Annotated in this window: 14 protein-coding genes and 1 pseudogene; 10 read left to right on the top strand and 5 right to left on the bottom strand. The window is 63.7% G+C overall.

What is annotated here, in order from left to right; all coding sequences use genetic code 11:
* Window positions 1–159: 159 nt before the first annotated feature.
* Window positions 160–621, top strand: a complete 462-nt coding sequence (locus tag B0G73_RS03945; protein ID WP_106278088.1) for a response regulator — start codon at window positions 160–162, stop codon at window positions 619–621.
* 73 nt (window positions 622–694) lie between these two features.
* Here the strand turns inward: B0G73_RS03945 and B0G73_RS03940 are convergent, their stop codons facing one another.
* Window positions 695–1099, bottom strand: coding sequence for a PRC-barrel domain-containing protein (locus B0G73_RS03940; RefSeq protein ID WP_181196487.1), 405 nt, complete (start codon window positions 1097–1099; stop codon window positions 695–697).
* 261 nt (window positions 1100–1360) lie between these two features.
* On the opposite strand from B0G73_RS03940, the gene glgX reads away from it, so the two are divergent.
* From glgX to B0G73_RS03925, 3 genes are all read left to right on the top strand, one after another.
* Window positions 1361–3577 carry a glycogen debranching protein GlgX gene (gene glgX, locus B0G73_RS03935; RefSeq protein ID WP_106278086.1) on the top strand — a complete coding sequence of 739 codons (2217 nt, stop codon included), beginning with the start codon at window positions 1361–1363 and terminating at the stop codon, window positions 3575–3577.
* 148 nt (window positions 3578–3725) lie between these two features.
* Window positions 3726–3905 carry a DUF2934 domain-containing protein gene (locus B0G73_RS03930; protein ID WP_106278084.1) on the top strand — a complete coding sequence of 60 codons (180 nt, stop codon included), beginning with the start codon at window positions 3726–3728 and terminating at the stop codon, window positions 3903–3905.
* Between the two features lie 148 nt (window positions 3906–4053).
* Entirely contained in the window at window positions 4054–6090 is a 2037-nt protein-coding gene (locus tag B0G73_RS03925; RefSeq protein ID WP_106278082.1) for an AI-2E family transporter, read from the top strand.
* 136 nt (window positions 6091–6226) lie between these two features.
* On the opposite strand, the gene B0G73_RS03920 is transcribed toward B0G73_RS03925, so the two are convergent.
* Window positions 6227–6409, bottom strand: coding sequence for a hypothetical protein (locus B0G73_RS03920; protein ID WP_106278080.1), 183 nt, complete (start codon window positions 6407–6409; stop codon window positions 6227–6229).
* A gap of 28 nt (window positions 6410–6437) precedes the next feature.
* Window positions 6438–8003: an FAD-dependent oxidoreductase gene (locus B0G73_RS03915; RefSeq protein ID WP_106278396.1), complete on the bottom strand. Its 1566-nt coding sequence runs from the start codon at window positions 8001–8003 to the stop codon at window positions 6438–6440.
* 300 nt (window positions 8004–8303) lie between these two features.
* On the opposite strand from B0G73_RS03915, the gene B0G73_RS03910 reads away from it, so the two are divergent.
* The 3 genes from B0G73_RS03910 (at window position 8304) to B0G73_RS03900 (ending at window position 12050) form a co-directional block, all read left to right on the top strand.
* Complete coding sequence (locus tag B0G73_RS03910) at window positions 8304–10457, top strand: hybrid sensor histidine kinase/response regulator (RefSeq protein ID WP_181196486.1); 2154 nt, start codon at window positions 8304–8306, stop codon at window positions 10455–10457.
* A gap of 137 nt (window positions 10458–10594) precedes the next feature.
* The gene (locus B0G73_RS03905) at window positions 10595–10891 is read left to right on the top strand and encodes a hypothetical protein (RefSeq protein ID WP_106278076.1); all 297 of its coding nucleotides are present in this window, start codon (window positions 10595–10597) and stop codon (window positions 10889–10891) included.
* A 136-nt stretch (window positions 10892–11027) separates the two neighbouring features.
* The gene (locus tag B0G73_RS03900) at window positions 11028–12050 is read left to right on the top strand and encodes an alpha/beta hydrolase (RefSeq protein ID WP_106278074.1); all 1023 of its coding nucleotides are present in this window, start codon (window positions 11028–11030) and stop codon (window positions 12048–12050) included.
* Window positions 12051–12066: 16 nt separating this feature from the next.
* Here the strand turns inward: B0G73_RS03900 and B0G73_RS03895 are convergent, their stop codons facing one another.
* Together B0G73_RS03895 and B0G73_RS03890 are read right to left on the bottom strand one after the other, a co-directional pair.
* Window positions 12067–12486 carry a secondary thiamine-phosphate synthase enzyme YjbQ gene (locus B0G73_RS03895; RefSeq protein ID WP_106278072.1) on the bottom strand — a complete coding sequence of 140 codons (420 nt, stop codon included), beginning with the start codon at window positions 12484–12486 and terminating at the stop codon, window positions 12067–12069.
* Window positions 12487–12543: 57 nt separating this feature from the next.
* Entirely contained in the window at window positions 12544–12864 is a 321-nt protein-coding gene (locus B0G73_RS03890; protein WP_106278070.1) for a thioredoxin family protein, read from the bottom strand.
* Window positions 12865–13122: 258 nt separating this feature from the next.
* On the opposite strand from B0G73_RS03890, the gene B0G73_RS03885 reads away from it, so the two are divergent.
* From B0G73_RS03885 to gnd, 3 genes and pseudogenes are all read left to right on the top strand, one after another.
* Window positions 13123–13419 carry a DUF2628 domain-containing protein gene (locus tag B0G73_RS03885; RefSeq protein ID WP_106278068.1) on the top strand — a complete coding sequence of 99 codons (297 nt, stop codon included), beginning with the start codon at window positions 13123–13125 and terminating at the stop codon, window positions 13417–13419.
* Between the two features lie 186 nt (window positions 13420–13605).
* Window positions 13606–14940 (top strand): sugar efflux transporter, encoded by a 1335-nt coding sequence (locus B0G73_RS03880; RefSeq protein WP_106278066.1) that lies wholly within the window; start codon window positions 13606–13608, stop codon window positions 14938–14940.
* Between the two features lie 365 nt (window positions 14941–15305).
* Window positions 15306–16346: pseudogene (gene gnd / locus B0G73_RS03875) on the top strand (phosphogluconate dehydrogenase (NAD(+)-dependent, decarboxylating)); the annotation flags it as partial.
* Window positions 16347–16352: the final 6 nt, after the last annotated feature.

The raw sequence follows: 16352 nt of genomic DNA, 5'->3' as shown, positions 1-16352 counted from the left end.
CCTGAGCTAAGGTGATGAGGTGAGGGCGTACGCGAACGCGACGCAACCGGAAAACCATCGTGTGGCGAACGATGAGTTTTGTCCGCGTGTCAGGAGCGAATCTTGCGCGCAGGTTTCGAAGTGCCCGCGAGTGGCACAAGGGAAAAAGCCAAGGAGAGAATGGTGAGGTTCGACGACCGGATGGACGATAACGAAGACGTCGTAGTGTGGCGGCCTATCCAGTACGCGATGGCATCGCACCGGCGCGTCCTCGTGGTGGACGATTACCGGGAAGCGGCAGATGCATTGCAGATGTTGCTAGCGGCGGACGGCTTCGAGTGCCGGGCGCTCGAGGATCCGTTCGCCGTCTGCGAGATGGCCTGCGACTGGCAGCCTTTTGCCGTGGTGCTGGACATCAGGATGCCGGGCCTGGATGGTCTCGAACTGGCTCGGCGTCTGCGCGCCGATCCTTCAACTTCGCATATGTTGCTGGTGGCGTGTACGGCGTCTGCCTCACGTGACGACCGCGCGCGTGCCAAAGCCGCTGGGTTTGATGCGCATTGCGCGAAACCGTTGACGCCCGAGCGTCTGCTGCGGGTGCTCGAATCGGCGGCGGCGCTGGATGCGACGGGCCCGTCGTAAAGGCTGCGCATGGTTTGACGCCGGTCTGCAAGGCCGGGCCCTTGCAGCCGGTCAACGCAATTAAAACCCTCTCTCAATCCGGCGCGTACTTGAATTCAGGTAGCGCCTCGAGCGATTTCTTGGTGGCCTCTGGCAGTACCACCCGGCGGTTGTTGATCTGTAAGTCGTTAAACGGCACGGCGACCAGATGTTTGCCCATGCCCAGGAATCCGCCTACCGACAGAATGGCGTAGGTGCTGCGATCGCCGCTCGGCGAGACGATCAGATCGTCCAGCGTGCCGATCGTGTCCTTCGTTTTGTTGTAAACATCGGCGCCACTCAGCTTCGACGCGCGGTAGCCGCTGGCGAGTTGCACCACGTCCGTACGTCTTTCGGTGATGGCCTGAGGCGCGCCCTGAGCGTACGCGTTGCCGTACGACGCCAGCGTGGCGAGAAGCAGGGCGGTGGCGGCCAGTGGCTTGATCTGTATTCGTTGCATGATGATTTCTCCCTGATGGCATATGCGGCGCTTCTCATGCCGCCGCTTCACTGAATCAGCTTTCACCCTGCTGCTGCAAGAGTTGTGCCGCGCCGCACACGCAGCCGTGTCGAACCTTTCAGGTCCGGAATTTGCTAAATCAGCGGGCTGCTGTTCGAAGCTCCGATCGCGCATTCCATGTCGCCGGAGACGCCTGCATCGACTGAATCACGCTTGCACTAAACACGCGCGCCCGCGCCTCTAGCTTCCACAGGAACCCCTATGTCATCCCAGACCAATTACTCGACGCGCATCTCGGAAGGCACGCCTTTTCCGCTCGGCGCGACATGGAACGGAAGCGGTGTCAACTTCGCGCTGTTCTCCGCGCACGCCACCAAGGTCGAACTATGTCTGTTCGATGAAACCGGCGAAAACGAAATCGAACGCATCGAATTGCCGGAATACACCGACGAGGTGTGGCACGTGTTCGTGCCGAACCTCAAACCGGGCGCGGTTTACGGCTATCGCGTGCACGGCCCTTATGAACCGGAGAAGGGCCATCGTTTCAATCCGAACAAGCTCTTGCTCGACCCCTATGCAAAGGCGCATATCGGCGAGCTCAAATGGGCGCCGGAAATCTTCGGCTATACGCTGGATTCCGAACAGGGCGACCTGTCCTTCGACGAGCGCGACAGCGCGCCTTTCGTGCCCAAGTGCAAGGTGGTCGATGCCAACTTTTCGTGGAGTCATCCTGAACGGAACGCGTTGCCGTGGGAGCGCGTAATTTTTTACGAAGCCCATGTGCGGGGATTTACCAAGCGGCATCCAGAAGTACCGGAAAATCTGCGCGGCACGTTCGCCGGACTCGGACAGCAGGTCGTGCTCGACTACATCAGGAACCTCGGTGTGACGTCGGTCGAACTGATGCCGGTCCAGACCTTTGTTAACGACAGTTATCTGCTCGAGAAGGGCCTCACCAACTACTGGGGTTACAACACAATAGGTTTCTTCGCGGCCGACCCACGTTTCTTCGCATCGTCGACTGATTCGGTGGGCGAGTTCAAGGAAATGGTGGACCGCTTTCACAACAACAATCTCGAAGTCATTCTCGACGTGGTCTACAACCACACCGCGGAAGGGAACGAGCGTGGCCCGACGCTCTCGTTCAAGGGCATCGACAATGCATCGTACTACCGCCTGATGCCCGACGAGCCGCGCTACTACATCAACGATACCGGGACCGGCAACACGCTGAATCTGTCGCACCCGCGCGTGCTGCAGATGGTGACCGACAGCCTGCGCTACTGGGTGACGGAAATGAAGGTGGACGGTTTCCGTTTCGATCTCGCCACGATTCTTGGCCGCGAGCAGCACGGCTTCGACGAAGGCGGCGGTTTCCTCGACAGCTGCCGGCAGGACCCCGTGCTCTCTAGCGTGCGGCTGATTGCCGAGCCGTGGGATTGCGGTCCAGGCGGCTATCAGGTCGGCGGCTTTCCGCCCGGCTGGGCCGAATGGAATGACCGCTTTCGCGACACGGTGCGCGAATACTGGAAGGGCGACGAAGGCAAGGTGCCCGATCTCGCCACGCGTCTCACCGGTTCGGGCGACAAGTTCAATCATCGCGGCCGCCGCCCGTGGGCCAGCGTGAACTTCATCGCCGCGCACGACGGCTTCACGCTGAACGATCTGGTCTCGTACAACGACAAACACAACGAAGCCAACGGCGAGGACAACAAGGACGGCCACTCCGACAACAAGTCCTGGAACATGGGCGTGGAAGGTCCGACCGACGACCCGGACATTCGTCAACAGCGCGAGCGCCAGAAACGCAATCTGCTGGCCACGTTGCTGCTTTCGCAAGGCACGCCGATGATACTCGCGGGCGATGAATTCGGCCGTACGCAGCAGGGCAACAACAACGCCTATTGCCAGGACAACGAGATCAGTTGGGTGAATTGGGACGCCATCGACGACGACGGCCGCGCGCTCATCGAGTTCGTCAAGAATCTGACCACGTTGCGCCACCGTCTGCCGGTTTTGCGGCGCGGCCGCTTTATCATCGGTGAATATAACGAGGCGCTGGACGTGACCGACGCGCGTTGGCTCTCGCCCGACGGCACGGATCTCTCGCAGGAACAATGGGACGATCCGTCGATGCGCTGCTTCGGCCTCGTGATCGACGGCCGCGCGCAGGCGAGCGGCATTCGCCGTCCGGCTTCGGACGCGACCTTGCTGCTGGTGCTGAACGCACACCACGATGTCGTCAACTTTACGCTGCCCGACATTCCCGACGGCGATCAGTGGACCTGCCTGCTCGATACCAACATGCCGGTGCGTTCAGAATTGCCGCTGTTCAGCACCGGCGACGCCTATCAGGTGACGGGACGCTCACTCCTGCTGTTCGCACTCGACACACCGAACCGCGCGACGCAGCGTGTATTCGACCGCCTCGAAGAGCAACTCACTACTGACGAAAGCGAACCCGCCGCGGGAGCTTGACGCAATAAGGCCTGAAACGCAGTCGAGCTCGCGCTGCCGGGTATAGCGCTTGCTCGATTGCAAGGACTGCGCGCATGCCGCCGTTGGGCGGCGGGTTGCGTGCAGCGCAGCCGATATCGGCCCACGCCAGGTCAACCGAGGTGATCAAATGGAACAGGAACAAACCTCTCAAGAGGAACAGATTCGCACGCGCGCTTATTACCTGTGGGAGCAGGCTGATGAACCGAAAGGCACGCCTGACGAGTATTGGGACCAGGCACGCGCCGACATCGAGAAGGAAGCACCACCGGTGGAAAGTGGGCCGGTCTCTGGCGAGCCATCGAAGTAAGTGAGCTATCGCGACGGGACAAAGATTGAACGCATGAGCGAGGCACGACATGGCGTCGGCACGTCGACAGCATCGACGTGCTCAACTCGCCTCGTCGGTCTCGCCTGACAGGAATGCGAACTGAGCAGAACCGGACAGACTGGCGCACATGAAGGACATCCCCGAACCGCGCGGCGTGAGGCCGGCCACCCACATTCGCGCGCCCGCCACGGCCTTTGGCCTCGACAGCCTGATCTCGCTCGCGGTGGGCATCACCGTGGTCGCCTGCCTGTATTTCGCGAGCGCCGTGCTAATTCCAATCACGCTTGCGATTCTGCTCAGCTTTCTGGTCGCGCCGCTCGCCAACGCGTTGATGCGTTTGCGGCTCGGGCATGTAGCGTCCGTGTTCGCCGCCGTGGTGATCTCGGTGTCGGTGATCGGCCTGCTCGGCGCGGTGATCGCCACGCAACTGACCGATCTGGCGGCCGGCATGCCACGTTATCAGGCGACCATCGAGCAGAAGATGGAAACGATGCACAGCCTGACCATCGGCAAACTGAACGGGTTTGCAAGCGCCGCCGGCCAGGCGCTGCAACGCGCGACGGTCGAGCCGCCGCAGATCGCGCCGCGGCCTGGCCCGGTGTCGCGCGGCACGGCGCATTCGACAGCTGGCGAACCCGCCGCCGTGCCGGTCGAAGTGCGCGAGCCGGTGCCGACGCCGTTCGAACTCGCAAGACGCGTGTTGTCGCCGGCAATCAGTCCGCTCGAAACGGCCTTTATCGTTTTTGTCGTGATGGTGGTGATCCTGCTGCAACGCGACGATTTGCGCGACCGCGCAATCCGTCTGTTCGGCTCGCGCGACCTGCACCGCACGACCACAGTCATGGACGAAGCCGCGCGGCGTTTGAGCCGCTACTTCGTTTCGCAACTCGGCCTGAATGCGGGCGTCGGCGTGATCATCGGCACGGGGCTGTTCATGATCGGTGTGCCGAGTCCGATTCTGTGGGGCATTCTCGCGGCGCTGCTTCGGCTCGTGCCTTACGTCGGCATCTGGATTTCGGCGACGCTGGCCACCGCGCTCGCCGCCGCCGTGAGTCCAGGCTGGACGATGGCGATCTGGTCGATGGCGCTGTTCGTCAGCGTGGAAGTGCTGGTGGGTCAAATCGTCGAGCCGCTGCTGTATGGACGCAGCACCGGCCTCTCGCCGTTTTCGGTCGTAGTGGCCGCGATTTTCTGGAGCTGGATCTGGGGGCCGATAGGCTTGATCCTGTCGACGCCGTTGACGCTTTGCCTGCTGGTGCTCGGCCGGCATGTGCGGCGCCTGGAATTTCTCGACGTGCTGTTGGGCGACCAACCGGCGTTGACGCCGGTCGAAAACTTTTATCAGCGTGCGCTGGCCGGCGACCCGGACGAAGCGATCGAACAAGCGGAACTGCTGCTGCGCGAGCGCTCCCTGTCGGCATATTACGACGAGGTCGCGATCAAGGGCCTGCAACTCGCGGCCAACGATGTCATGCGCGGCAGCGTCACGGCGACGCAGCTTGCACGCATCGAGGCGACGACGAACGACCTCGTGGACGGCCTCGACGGTTACGACGACAACGAGCCGGCGACCTCCGCCACGGGCGAAACCTGGAACGCGGTGGGGCCGCTGGCGCCTTCGGCTTCCGCCGCCTCCAATGACGCACAAGCTGAAACAGCGAATGCACGGCCCGTTACGCCAGGTAATTCGGGCGAGGCAGGTGCGACGAACCAGTCTTCGCTCCCCGCGAGCAGCCGCGTGCTGTGCATTCCCGGACGCGGCCCGCTCGACGCATTGGCGACAACCATCCTGTTGCAGTTGCTGGGCAAACACGGGTTCATCTCGCGTGCGTTGCCGCATGAGGCCGCATCGCGCTCGTCGATCGATCAGCTCGACGCGGACGATGTCGGCATCGTCTGCATTCTCTACTTGCAGATCGACGGCATTCCGTCGCACTTGCGCTATCTGGTCAGGCGCATTCGCGCACGCTTGCCGAACGTGTCGATCATGGTCGGATTGTGGGCGGCGGAAGATACGGAGAAATGGAGCGCGGATCTGCAAAGCGCAATCGGGGCGGAGTGTTATGCGAGCACGCTGCAGGAAATTCTCACGGCTTGCGGGCGTGTGGAGACAGCGAGAAGCCGGACCGAGGAAGAACTATCCGTCGTCGCGGTCAATGGCTAACTCGCCACGATGCCATTGACGGTGGTTCTCTTTGCGCGGCAATGCTATTGCAGGGCGTCTGACCGGTGCGATACCTCATTAGAAAAAACCGCCCGCCGGCAATCCGGCTGGGCGGTTCATCTCCGCTTGGCGCGGCCTAGTGCGCAGCCGACTTCTTTGCGTCCGATTTGTCTTTCGTAGCGGCGTCCTTGTCGGGGACGATCTTCGTCGTGCCGCCGGTGGAAGGCGGATCGCTCGCGGGGAAGCTGTCTTCGACCTGCTTGTCAATCTGCTTCTCGCTCTTGTTCGAGTGCGGGTGCTTTTCCTTGTGTTCTGTCATCGCGTTTCTCCTTCAGGTTACCGGTTATTCATTTCGTCACACACGAAGCGCCGCCGACAATCGCCAACGCTTCCGCGCGCGACACGCCGCCCCTCATCGCATCGATCAGCCGCGCGGTCTGCGCTTCGCGTTCGCAGGCGAGCACGGCGACCACCTTGTCGTTCTTCACATACAGCGAGACGAATTGCTGACGATCGAGGTCGCCATCGGTCACGATCTCGTCCCACTCGCTCGCATGGCCGAGATACTCGAAGTTCTTGCCGAAGTGATAGGTCCAGAAATACGGCACGCCGACATAGCGATGACGCGCGCCGCACATGTTTTGCGCGGCGATGCGCGCATGCTGCTGCGCGACGCGCCAATGTTCGATACGCACCGGTTCCTGATCTTCATGCAAAGGAAACACGGCGATATCGCCTGCCGCGTAGAGACCGCACGCGGCCTGCATGCCCGCATTGACGAGCACGCCGCCATCTTTCTGCAGGGGCAGGCCTTCGACAAAACCTGTGGCCGGCGTTACGCCCGTGCCCAACAGCACGATGTCGGCGGCGACATGCTCGCCGTTTTCGAGCATCACCTGATGCACGTTGCCTTCTTCGCCTTCGAGCGAAGCGACCTTCGCTTCGAGATGGAACACCACGCCGTTGCGCTCGTGAAGCGCGCGGAACATCGCGCCCGCGCGCTCGCCAAACTGCCTGGCGAACGGCACTTTCTCGGGCGATATGACGGTCACCGGCGTGCCACGTTTGCGCAGCGCGGAAGCCGTTTCGAGTCCGATGAAGCTGCTGCCCAGAATGACGACCTGAGTTTCGCCGGCATCGTCGCCGACGGCGTCGACGAGCGCGGCGGCATCGTCGAGACTGCGCAGCACGTGTACGCCGCCGAGCTCCACACCGGGAATGTGGGGAAGCTTCGGCACGCTGCCGGTCGCAAGCAAGGCCGTGTCGTACGTCAGGGCGGCGCCGCTTTCGAAATGTATCGTGCGGGCGGGCACATCGAGCCGCGCAACCTTCTGGACGATCCGTTCGACGTCGTGCCGTTCGAGCCAGTCCTGCGCCAGAAGCGGCGGTACATCCGTGGGCGCCATTTCACCGGACGGCACGAATTTGCTTAGCGAAGTGCGGTCGTAGGGCGCATGCGCCTCATAGCCTACGAGCGTGATGCGGCCACCAAAGCCACACTCGCGCAGGGCCGCGCAAGCGGCGGCGCCTGCCGCACCCGCGCCGATCACCACGTAATGCGGTTGCTTGTCGCTGGCATTGCGCACCGGCTGCGGGATTTTTTCCGGCGTGACCATCACGTCGTCGCCTGCGACCACCACGGGATAGCGATCGAGCGCGACCAGCGCGGGCGGTTCGAGCACATTGCCGGTGGCGACGTCGAACGTCCCCTTGTGCCATGGACAGATGATCCGGCCGTGGCAGAGCGCGCCTTCTTCGAGTGGGCCGCCGGCGTGCGGGCAATCGGCGGAATAGGCGTGCACGGTATCGCCGTCGCGCACCAGCAGAATCTTTTCGTCGTTCACCACGATACGTTCAGCGCGGTCGGTTCGCAATTGCGAGAGCTGAGCGACGCAAAGAGCTGTCGTAGGCATGGCCGGTTCCTCGCGGACAATGGAATAAGAAAACACAGCGTAGAACAGCGCGAGCCGTGCAAGGCGCATGATCACGCCGCGATACAGCACGCCTTGCAGGCCGCCGAACTCTTACGCAGCAGCAATCCATGTGCCTAGCCGCACGCGCCGATGCAAGCGCGCTCTTGCTCGGCCGCCGCACTATGGAGAACGGCTGAAGTGCGGTAAATTCGGGGAAAAGGAAATAGCGCACGAACATGCGGCGAGCGTGCCGTGCCATGGTGTCCCTGACCTGTGTTGAACCTTATGGAGATCGTGACCGTGCAACGTGCGGAACGTGCAGCAGTCGATTTCCCCATGCCGTCGCGCAATTTCGCGGCAACGCGGCGCATGCTGCTGATCGTCCTCGCCGTTTCGATTGTGTTTCCGCTGATCTGCCTCGCGGGCTACGGCTACTTCGATTACCAGCGCCGGATCGCCGATTCGAACGACATGATCGACCGGCTCGCGCGCGTCGCGGAGGAACAGGCCGCCAAGGTGCTGGACCTGAACCAGCAGATGTCATCGCGCGTCGTCGAACTGCTCGGCAACGACGACGACGCGCAAATCCGCGCGCGCGAAGCGACGCTGCATGACCGTCTGCGTGGAATCGGCGGCGATTTTCCCCAGGTCTCGTCTATCTATCTGCTCGGCGCGAAGGGCGACCTGCTGGTGTCGAGCCGCACGTTTCCCGCGCCCGCCCTGTCGATTGCCCAGCGCGAAGACTTCATCAGCGCGAAAGCGATGCGCCCGCAGCCGTATTTTTCGCTGCCGATGTTCGGCCCGCTCTCACAGACCAATGTGTTCACCACGGCGACGGGCCGCTCCGACGCCAACGGCCAGTTTCTCGGCGTGGTCTCGGTGGCGTTGCGCAACGAATACTTCTCGCGCTTCTATCGTGAACTGACCAATGGCGATGCGTCGCTGGCGCTCGGCCTGTATCGCCAGGACGGCAACCTGCTGGTGCGCTATCCGCCGTGGCCGCCGGGCGCGAAACCTAGTCCGCAGAGCAAATTCACGCAGGCGTTGCGAGACAAACAACTGTCCGGCCATGTCCGTTTGAATTCCAGCGTGGATGGCGTGGAGCGGCTGCTGGCGTTTCGCCGTGTCGGCGACTATCCGCTCTATGTGATGAGCGCCTATGCCACGTCGTCGATCGGCGAAGCATGGCGGCGGCATTTCATCATGATCGCGGCATTGACTGCGCTGCCTTGCCTCGCCATCTGGCTGCTGGTGGTCTACTCGCTGCGTCAACTTGAAGGCGAGCGCCGGGCGTGGGAACGCTGGCAGGGCGAAGTGGCGATGCGTCTGTCCGCCGAAGCCGCGAGCCGGCAACTTCAGCGCATGGGCGCGCTTGGCAACCTCGTCGCCAACGTCGCGCACGATTTCAACAACCTGCTGATGGTCGTTTCCGCCAACACGGAACTCGCGCGGCTCAAGCGCTTCAACAACGTCGAGAAAGAAGTGCTCGCGGTGGAGCGCGCCACCGCCACCGCCGAATCGCTCACGCGACGCCTTCTGAGCGTGGCGCGCAAGCAGCCGCTCAAACAGCGGCCGCTCGAACTCGCCACGTGGCTGCCCGCGGCCGTGCCACTGATCGACGCCGCGCTCGGCGATAAGGTGGAGCTGGCCTTGAACATGGTCGATCAGGTCTGGCAGGTGCTGGCCGATCCGACCGATCTCGAATTCGCGATCACGAACCTGGCCGTCAACGCGCGCGATGCGATGCCGCGCGGCGGACGCTTCGTGATTCGTTGCCAGAACAACCGGCTGGTCGCAAGCGATACCTTGCTGCCCGACGGCGAATACGTGCTGATCGCCTGTTCCGACGACGGCGAGGGCATGCCCGAAGCCGTCGCGCGGCGCGCCTTCGAGCCGCTCTTCACCACCAGGCTGCACGGTTCGGGCACGGGCCTCGGCCTCGCACAGGTGCTTTCCATGTGCGAACAGGCGGGCGGTACGGCGAAGATCGACAGTGTGCCGGGCAGCGGCACGACGGTGCGGCTGTATTTGCCGCGCTATCGCGAACGCCAGAAGGCGGCGACCGTGCAGAGCGGGACAGTCCCAGCGCCGGTGCCGGCGCCGAGCGGCGTCGTGCTGCTGGTCGAAGACAACGAAGATGTCGCGGCGGGTGTGGCGGCGGTGCTGGAGACCTTCGGTTGCGAGGTGCGCCATGAACCCACCGCCGACCAGGCGCTCGACGTCCTCACGGGCGGCGCACGGTTCGAACTCGTGCTGTCCGACATCCAGATGCCGGGCAAGCTCAACGGCATCGACCTCGCCGAGAAGGTGCGCAGCGCGTGGCCGTCGCAGAAGATCGCGCTGATGACCGGCTACGCCGACGAACTCGAGCGTGCACGGCGGCTCGGCGTGGCGATACTCGCCAAGCCATTCAACATCGACGAATTGCACGCGCTGGTGGCGTGTGAACCATAGGCTCGCTGTTGACCCCGTGTGGGATGTTCGAAGTGCTCCATGACTCGCGGCACACCCCTTGCTGAGAGAAAGACGAGGTATGCGCATCTGGTCGAACCGGCTGGCGCAACCCGCTTCTTTTCGCACAGGAGAAAGTCATGAACCTCGGAAACAAGACTCGCAGCGCAATCCTTATCTCGGCGATGCTCGCCGCTTCCTCGATCGCGATGGCACAGGGCAGCGGAGGCGGCGGTGGCGGTCCGGCAGGCAACGACCCGAGCGCGGGCACCAATGCCGGCGCGACGCGCGAAGGCGGCGACATGCAGGCATCGGGCGCAATGGCGCATTCGAAGTCGACTAAAAAGCATCACATGAAGTCGTCGAAGACGAAGCCGGCAACCGACACGACCAATATGCCGGGCGCCGACGCGAGCAGCGATACGAAGGGGCAGTAGCGCAGACACAGCCCGAATTGCACTTCGTCCATAGGTATAGCGCTTGCTGAAATCGACCGCATGCACGGTTGTCGAGCGCCGGTCCTGAAAGCCTCCGATGAGTCCGTGCCCCTTCATTTTTTGCAGGAGCATGGACATGACACTCGGCGATACGATCAAAGGCATGGTCGGCATGGATCCAACGGGACATGCCGACCCCGACATGAAGGCGGTGCTCGACGCGTTCGGGAGTCTAAACCCGAAGCCCATCGAAGAGTGCACGGTGGAGGAGGCAAGGCGCCAGCCAACGCCCGCCGACGCCGTCAAAAAGCTGATGCAGGACCCCGCCTTCAGTGCGCGGCCGGCGCTCGAACTGGAGGCGGTGCGCACCCAGGACATCATGATTCCCGGCGCGGCCGGCAGCAATCCGGCGCGGGTCTACACGCCGCAAGGCGAAGGGCCGTTCCCGCTCATTCTGTATTTTCACGGCGGCGGCTGGGTGATCGCCGACCTCGATACCTACGACGCCACGCCGCGTTCGATGGCGGCGCACAGCCGGGCCATCGTGGTGTCCGCACACTACCGGCAGGCGCCCGAACACCGTTTGCCCGCCGCGCATGACGATGCGTTCGCCGCGTGGCACTGGCTGATCGGGAATGCGGCGAGCCTCGGCGGCGACCCCGGCAAGATCGCGATCATGGGCGAGAGCGCCGGTGCCAATCTGGCCATCAACGTCTCGATCCGCGCGCGCAACAGCGGTGTCCGCATGCCGATGCACCAGGCGCTCATCTATCCGGTGGCGAGCAACAACATCGTGTCGATCTCTTATGAAGAGAACCGCAACGCCAAACCTTTGAACAAGCCGATGATGCTGTGGTTCATGCATAACGTGATCAACAGCGAGAGCGATCTCACCAGTCCGTTAATCGACGTAGTGAGCGTGGATCTGTCACGCTTGCCGCCGGCCGTGATCGTGACGGCGGGCATCGATCCGCTGCGCTCGGACGGTGAGAAGCTCGCGCAGAAACTGCACAGCGCGGGCGTGCCGGTCGAGCATCGCAATTATCGGGGCGCGACGCACGAGTTCTTCGGCATGGCGGCGGTGGTGCAGGCGGCGCGCGACGCGCAGGCCTTCGTATCGCTCGCGCAGCGTCAGGCATTCGGCGGAGCGCCGCTGTGAGGCGGTGAGCGGGTCGTCATTCGCCGATCAGATGCAGCACGATGTCACGGTGCTGCGTGTGACGGCGATGCTCGAACAGGTACAAGCCTTGCCATGTGCCGAGCACCATCTGCGCGTGTTCGACCGGCACCGAGAGTTGCACTTGCGTGAGTGCGGTGCGTAAATGAGCCGGCATGTCGTCCGGGCCTTCGGCGCCGTGTTCGTAGCGCTCGGCGTCTTCGGGCGCGAGGCTCGCGAAGTAGCGCTCCAGATCGCGCTGCACGGACGGGTCGGCATTCTCCTGAATCAGCAATGAGGCGGACGTATGCCGGCAAAACAGCGTCAGCAGGCCGGTGTCGATCGCCTGTGCGGCGACGAAGCGGCGCGCTTCGTCGGTGAATTCGACCAGGCCGCGACTGCGGGCCTTGACGCTCAGGTGATGGATGGCTTGTCGCATGATCCGTGTCGGGTTGGGATGGCGCCGCGCATCAAGCGCGGCATGCGCAGTACGAACTTAGAGCGACGTTAGAACGTCGGCGACTGCTGCGGCGTTGGCCGGGCGTACTACGCGCGCGACTTCCGCGCCGTCGCGCATCAGGATCAGCGTGGGCCAGAGTTTGACCTTGAACGACCGTCCAAGCGGCCGGCCCGGGCCGTCCTCGATCTTCAGATGCCTAAGGCCGTCGTGCGGTTCGAGGGCCTGGGCAATCGACGCCTGCGCGCCCTGGCAGTAGCCGCACCAGTCCGTGCCGAATTCGACCAGGGTGGCACCCGGCAGGGCGTCGAGTTGGGCTCGCGAGGGGGCTTGGGAAGAATAGGCTGTCTGGGTTGCCATGCGTGCTCCGGAGCGGTTTAACCTTTACGGGCAAGGGTTTGCGCCGTCGTGGCGTCCCCTGCGGGCGGATTCGCCAAGAGTAGCAGCTATGCCCGGAATCGTCAGTGAGCGCGGCCTTGCCCGAATGCACGGCGCGGCGGCTGGGTGCGCGGCGGTGTGAATTTCACGCAAACTCATAGTCTTGCCGGCATGGCGTGTTAAATATTCGTCCAGGTGTCGCCATCGTGCGGCGAACCATCGAGGTCGGAAAGGGAAGAAATGGGCGAAAAGATTTATCTGCGGTGCCCCGGTAAGGAAGAAACCGTCGCGGTGGCCACCGGCTTTAGCTGGGGCGCGTGTCTGCTGGGCTTCGTATGGGCGTTGTCGAAGAAGATGTGGTTTGCCGCGTTCATCATGCTGGCCATCAACCTGCTGCTTTTCTGCTCGGGTCTATGGGGCGAAACCGCTGACCTGATCGGACTCGTGCTGTCGGTCCTGTTCGGAATCGCGTGCGGTATGTATGGCAATCAATGGCACCGCTGGACCCTGGAGAAACGCGGTTACGTCGTGCTGTAACGCGCGCTCGGGGAATGCCACACGCCGTCAGCCGTGCGGAAAGCTTGCGGCGTGCAATTTTGGGACGCGGTGGCACGGGTTTACGCGCCCGCGAGCTAGGCCGATAATGCCCCGGTCGTTCCGGCCACGAAGTGTGCGGCGTGCATTGCGCGTCGCAGGCTCGCTTTCCCTGACCCACCGCCCCTCGTGTTAAAGACCTCACGTTTTTTCGATCTACTGCGCATTCCCGGCTTCAAGCCGCTCGCTGCCGCGACGCTCATGCTGGGCGTGGCGATGTCGTTCACCGCTCCGTATCTCTCACTGTTCGGCGTCGAGCGCGCCGGCATGACGCCGTTCAGGCTCGGCGTGTTCATGACGCTGATCGCGGCGAGCGGGGTGCTCGCCAGCACCTTCGCGGGCCGCTGGAGCGACGCGAGCGGACGGCACCGGCCCTTGCTGCTGGCGGCACTGATCGCCGCTGCGCTCGGCTATCTGTGTTTATGCGTGGTGCGTGATTACCGGCTGCTGCTGGTGGTCGGCATCGTCTTTATCGGCGCGGGCGGCTCGGCTATTTCGATGGTGTTCTCGTTCAGCCGCGCCGCCTTGCCGGTGGCGGATCCGGCGGAGCGCGTGTTCGCCAGCGCGACCTTGCGGACCATTCTGTCGGCGGCGTGGGTGTTCGGGCCGTCGGTCGGCGCGCTGGTGCTCGCCGCCAGCAGCTTTTACGGACTTTTCCTGTTCGCCGCCGCCAGTTTCGGCGCCTGCGCGACGATCGTCTGGCGCATGCGCGAGCCGCAAGGCCATCTCGGCGATCACACGGTGGAAGACACCGCGTCGGAGCCGTCGGCTTCGATCACCGTGCCGCCGCTCACCACGCCCGGCGAAGACGCGCACGAGGATTTGCCGGGCGTCGCCTCGGCCAACGACATCGGCCGCGCGGTCGCCGCGCTCACCTTGCTCGGCCTCGCCGCGAACGCGACCATGATCGTGCTGCCGCTCTATATCGTGCACGGGCTGAACGGCACGCATCTGGACGTGTCGGTCATGCTCGGCCTCGGCGCCTTGATGGAAATTCCGATGATGCTCGCGCTCGGCGCGAAGTCGTCGGCGCTGCACAAGCCAAACTGGCTGGCCGCCTGCGCTGCGGTGCACGCGGTGTATTTCGTCGGCATGTCGCTGGCGGGAAGCGTCCACGTGCTGATTCCGATGCAGATGCTCAACGCCTTCGTGGTCGCCGTGACCTCGTGCCTCGGCATGACCTACGTGCAGGATCTGATGCCGCACGCACCCGGCCGCGCCACCGCGCTGTTCTTCAACGCGGCGCGCGTCGGCTCGATTCTGTCGGGCGTGTTGTCGGGTTTGCTGGTGCAGGCGTTCAGCTATCGCGGCACGTTTCTGTTCTGCGGCTTGCTGGCGCTGTGCGCGCTGGTGCTGTTCGCCGTGCCGGGCGATCGCTATCCGTTGATGTGGAAAGCCACCAGGCGTTTCGCGCGTTCGCAATATGGCAAGCTCCAGGCCAGACAGCGGCAACGGCAGCCCTAGACGCGCGGGCGGCAACGGCAAAACGAACTGTAAGAAGGCAGTCGGCCGAATCCAAGCCGGCGCGCGCCACGTCTGACAATCCAGTGCAACCGCAACCGCCAGGAACTTTACGCCGCGCAAAACCTCTGCAAAAGGGCGTATCGTCTTTCGATGCATGCGGCGCTGCCCACTTCGCTGCAAGAGCGCTTCAGGGCTGCTACCGTGTGTCCGGCGCGCGCGAAAAAACACCATTACAGTGAGCGTAGCCACGCGCGACCCCCGGCGCCGCGACTGAAGCGCTCAGCGAAAACGTAGCGGAGCGGCAGTAGAACGAAGCAAATCGTCGAAGCACATCCAGCAGCGCAACGAGGCACTTTCCGGAGCGAGATATGCAGCTAGGCATGATTGGATTGGGACGCATGGGCGCCGACATGGTGCGGCGCCTGACGAAGGGCGGTCAGCAATGTATCGCCTACGACGTGCAGCCGGCGGCGGTCGAGAAGCTGAAACAGGACGGCGTGGCGGGCGCGGCGTCGCTGGAAGACCTCGTCGCGCAACTCGACAAGCCGCGCGCCGTGTGGCTGATGGTGCCGGCCGCCGTGGTCGACATGACGCTGGAGAAACTCGTGCCCTTGCTGGAGCCGGGCGACATTGTGATCGACGGCGGCAACTCCTATTACCACGACGACATCCGCCGCGGCACCGAACTGGCCGAGCGCAAGCTTCACTATGTGGACGTGGGCACGAGCGGCGGCGTGGCGGGCCGCGAGCGCGGCTACTGTCTGATGATCGGCGGCGAGCCGGACATCGTGAAGCGGCTCGAACCGATTTTCGCGACCCTTGCCCCGGGTGCCGGCTCAGAGCCGGTCACGCCGGGCCGTGTCGCCGGCTCGAGCACCGCGGAGCAGGGCTTCCTGCATTGCGGGCCGCAGGGCGCGGGGCACTTCGTCAAGATGGTTCACAACGGTATCGAGTACGGCATGATGGCCGCGTATGCCGAGGGCTTGAACATTCTGCATCACGCCGATGCCGGCAAGCACGCGCGCGAGGCCGACGCCGAAACCTCACCGCTGCGCCGCCCCGAGTTGTATCAATACGATCTGAATCTCGCCGACGTCACCGAGGTCTGGCGGCGCGGCAGCGTGATCAGCTCCTGGCTGCTCGATCTGATCGCCGGGTCGCTCGTCAGCGACGCCGATCTGAAGAACTACGCGGGACGCGTATCCGATTCGGGCGAGGGGCGCTGGACCGTGGCGGCCGCCATCGACGAGGGCGTGCCCACGCCGGTGCTGAGCGCGGCGCTGTTTGCGCGCTTCAGTTCGCGCGGCGAGGCGGATTTCGCGAACCGGGTGCTCTCGGCCATGCGCGCTGATTTCGGTGGCCACGCCGAGAAAGCGGCCGCGCCGTCCGACAAGCCGAAAACCTGATTCCAG

The sequence above is a fragment of the Paraburkholderia sp. BL25I1N1 genome, assembly GCF_003002025.1.
Taxonomy (GTDB): domain Bacteria; phylum Pseudomonadota; class Gammaproteobacteria; order Burkholderiales; family Burkholderiaceae; genus Paraburkholderia.
The sequence above is the reverse complement of the archived record's forward strand: the minus strand, read 5'-3'. Positions and strand labels throughout refer to the sequence as shown.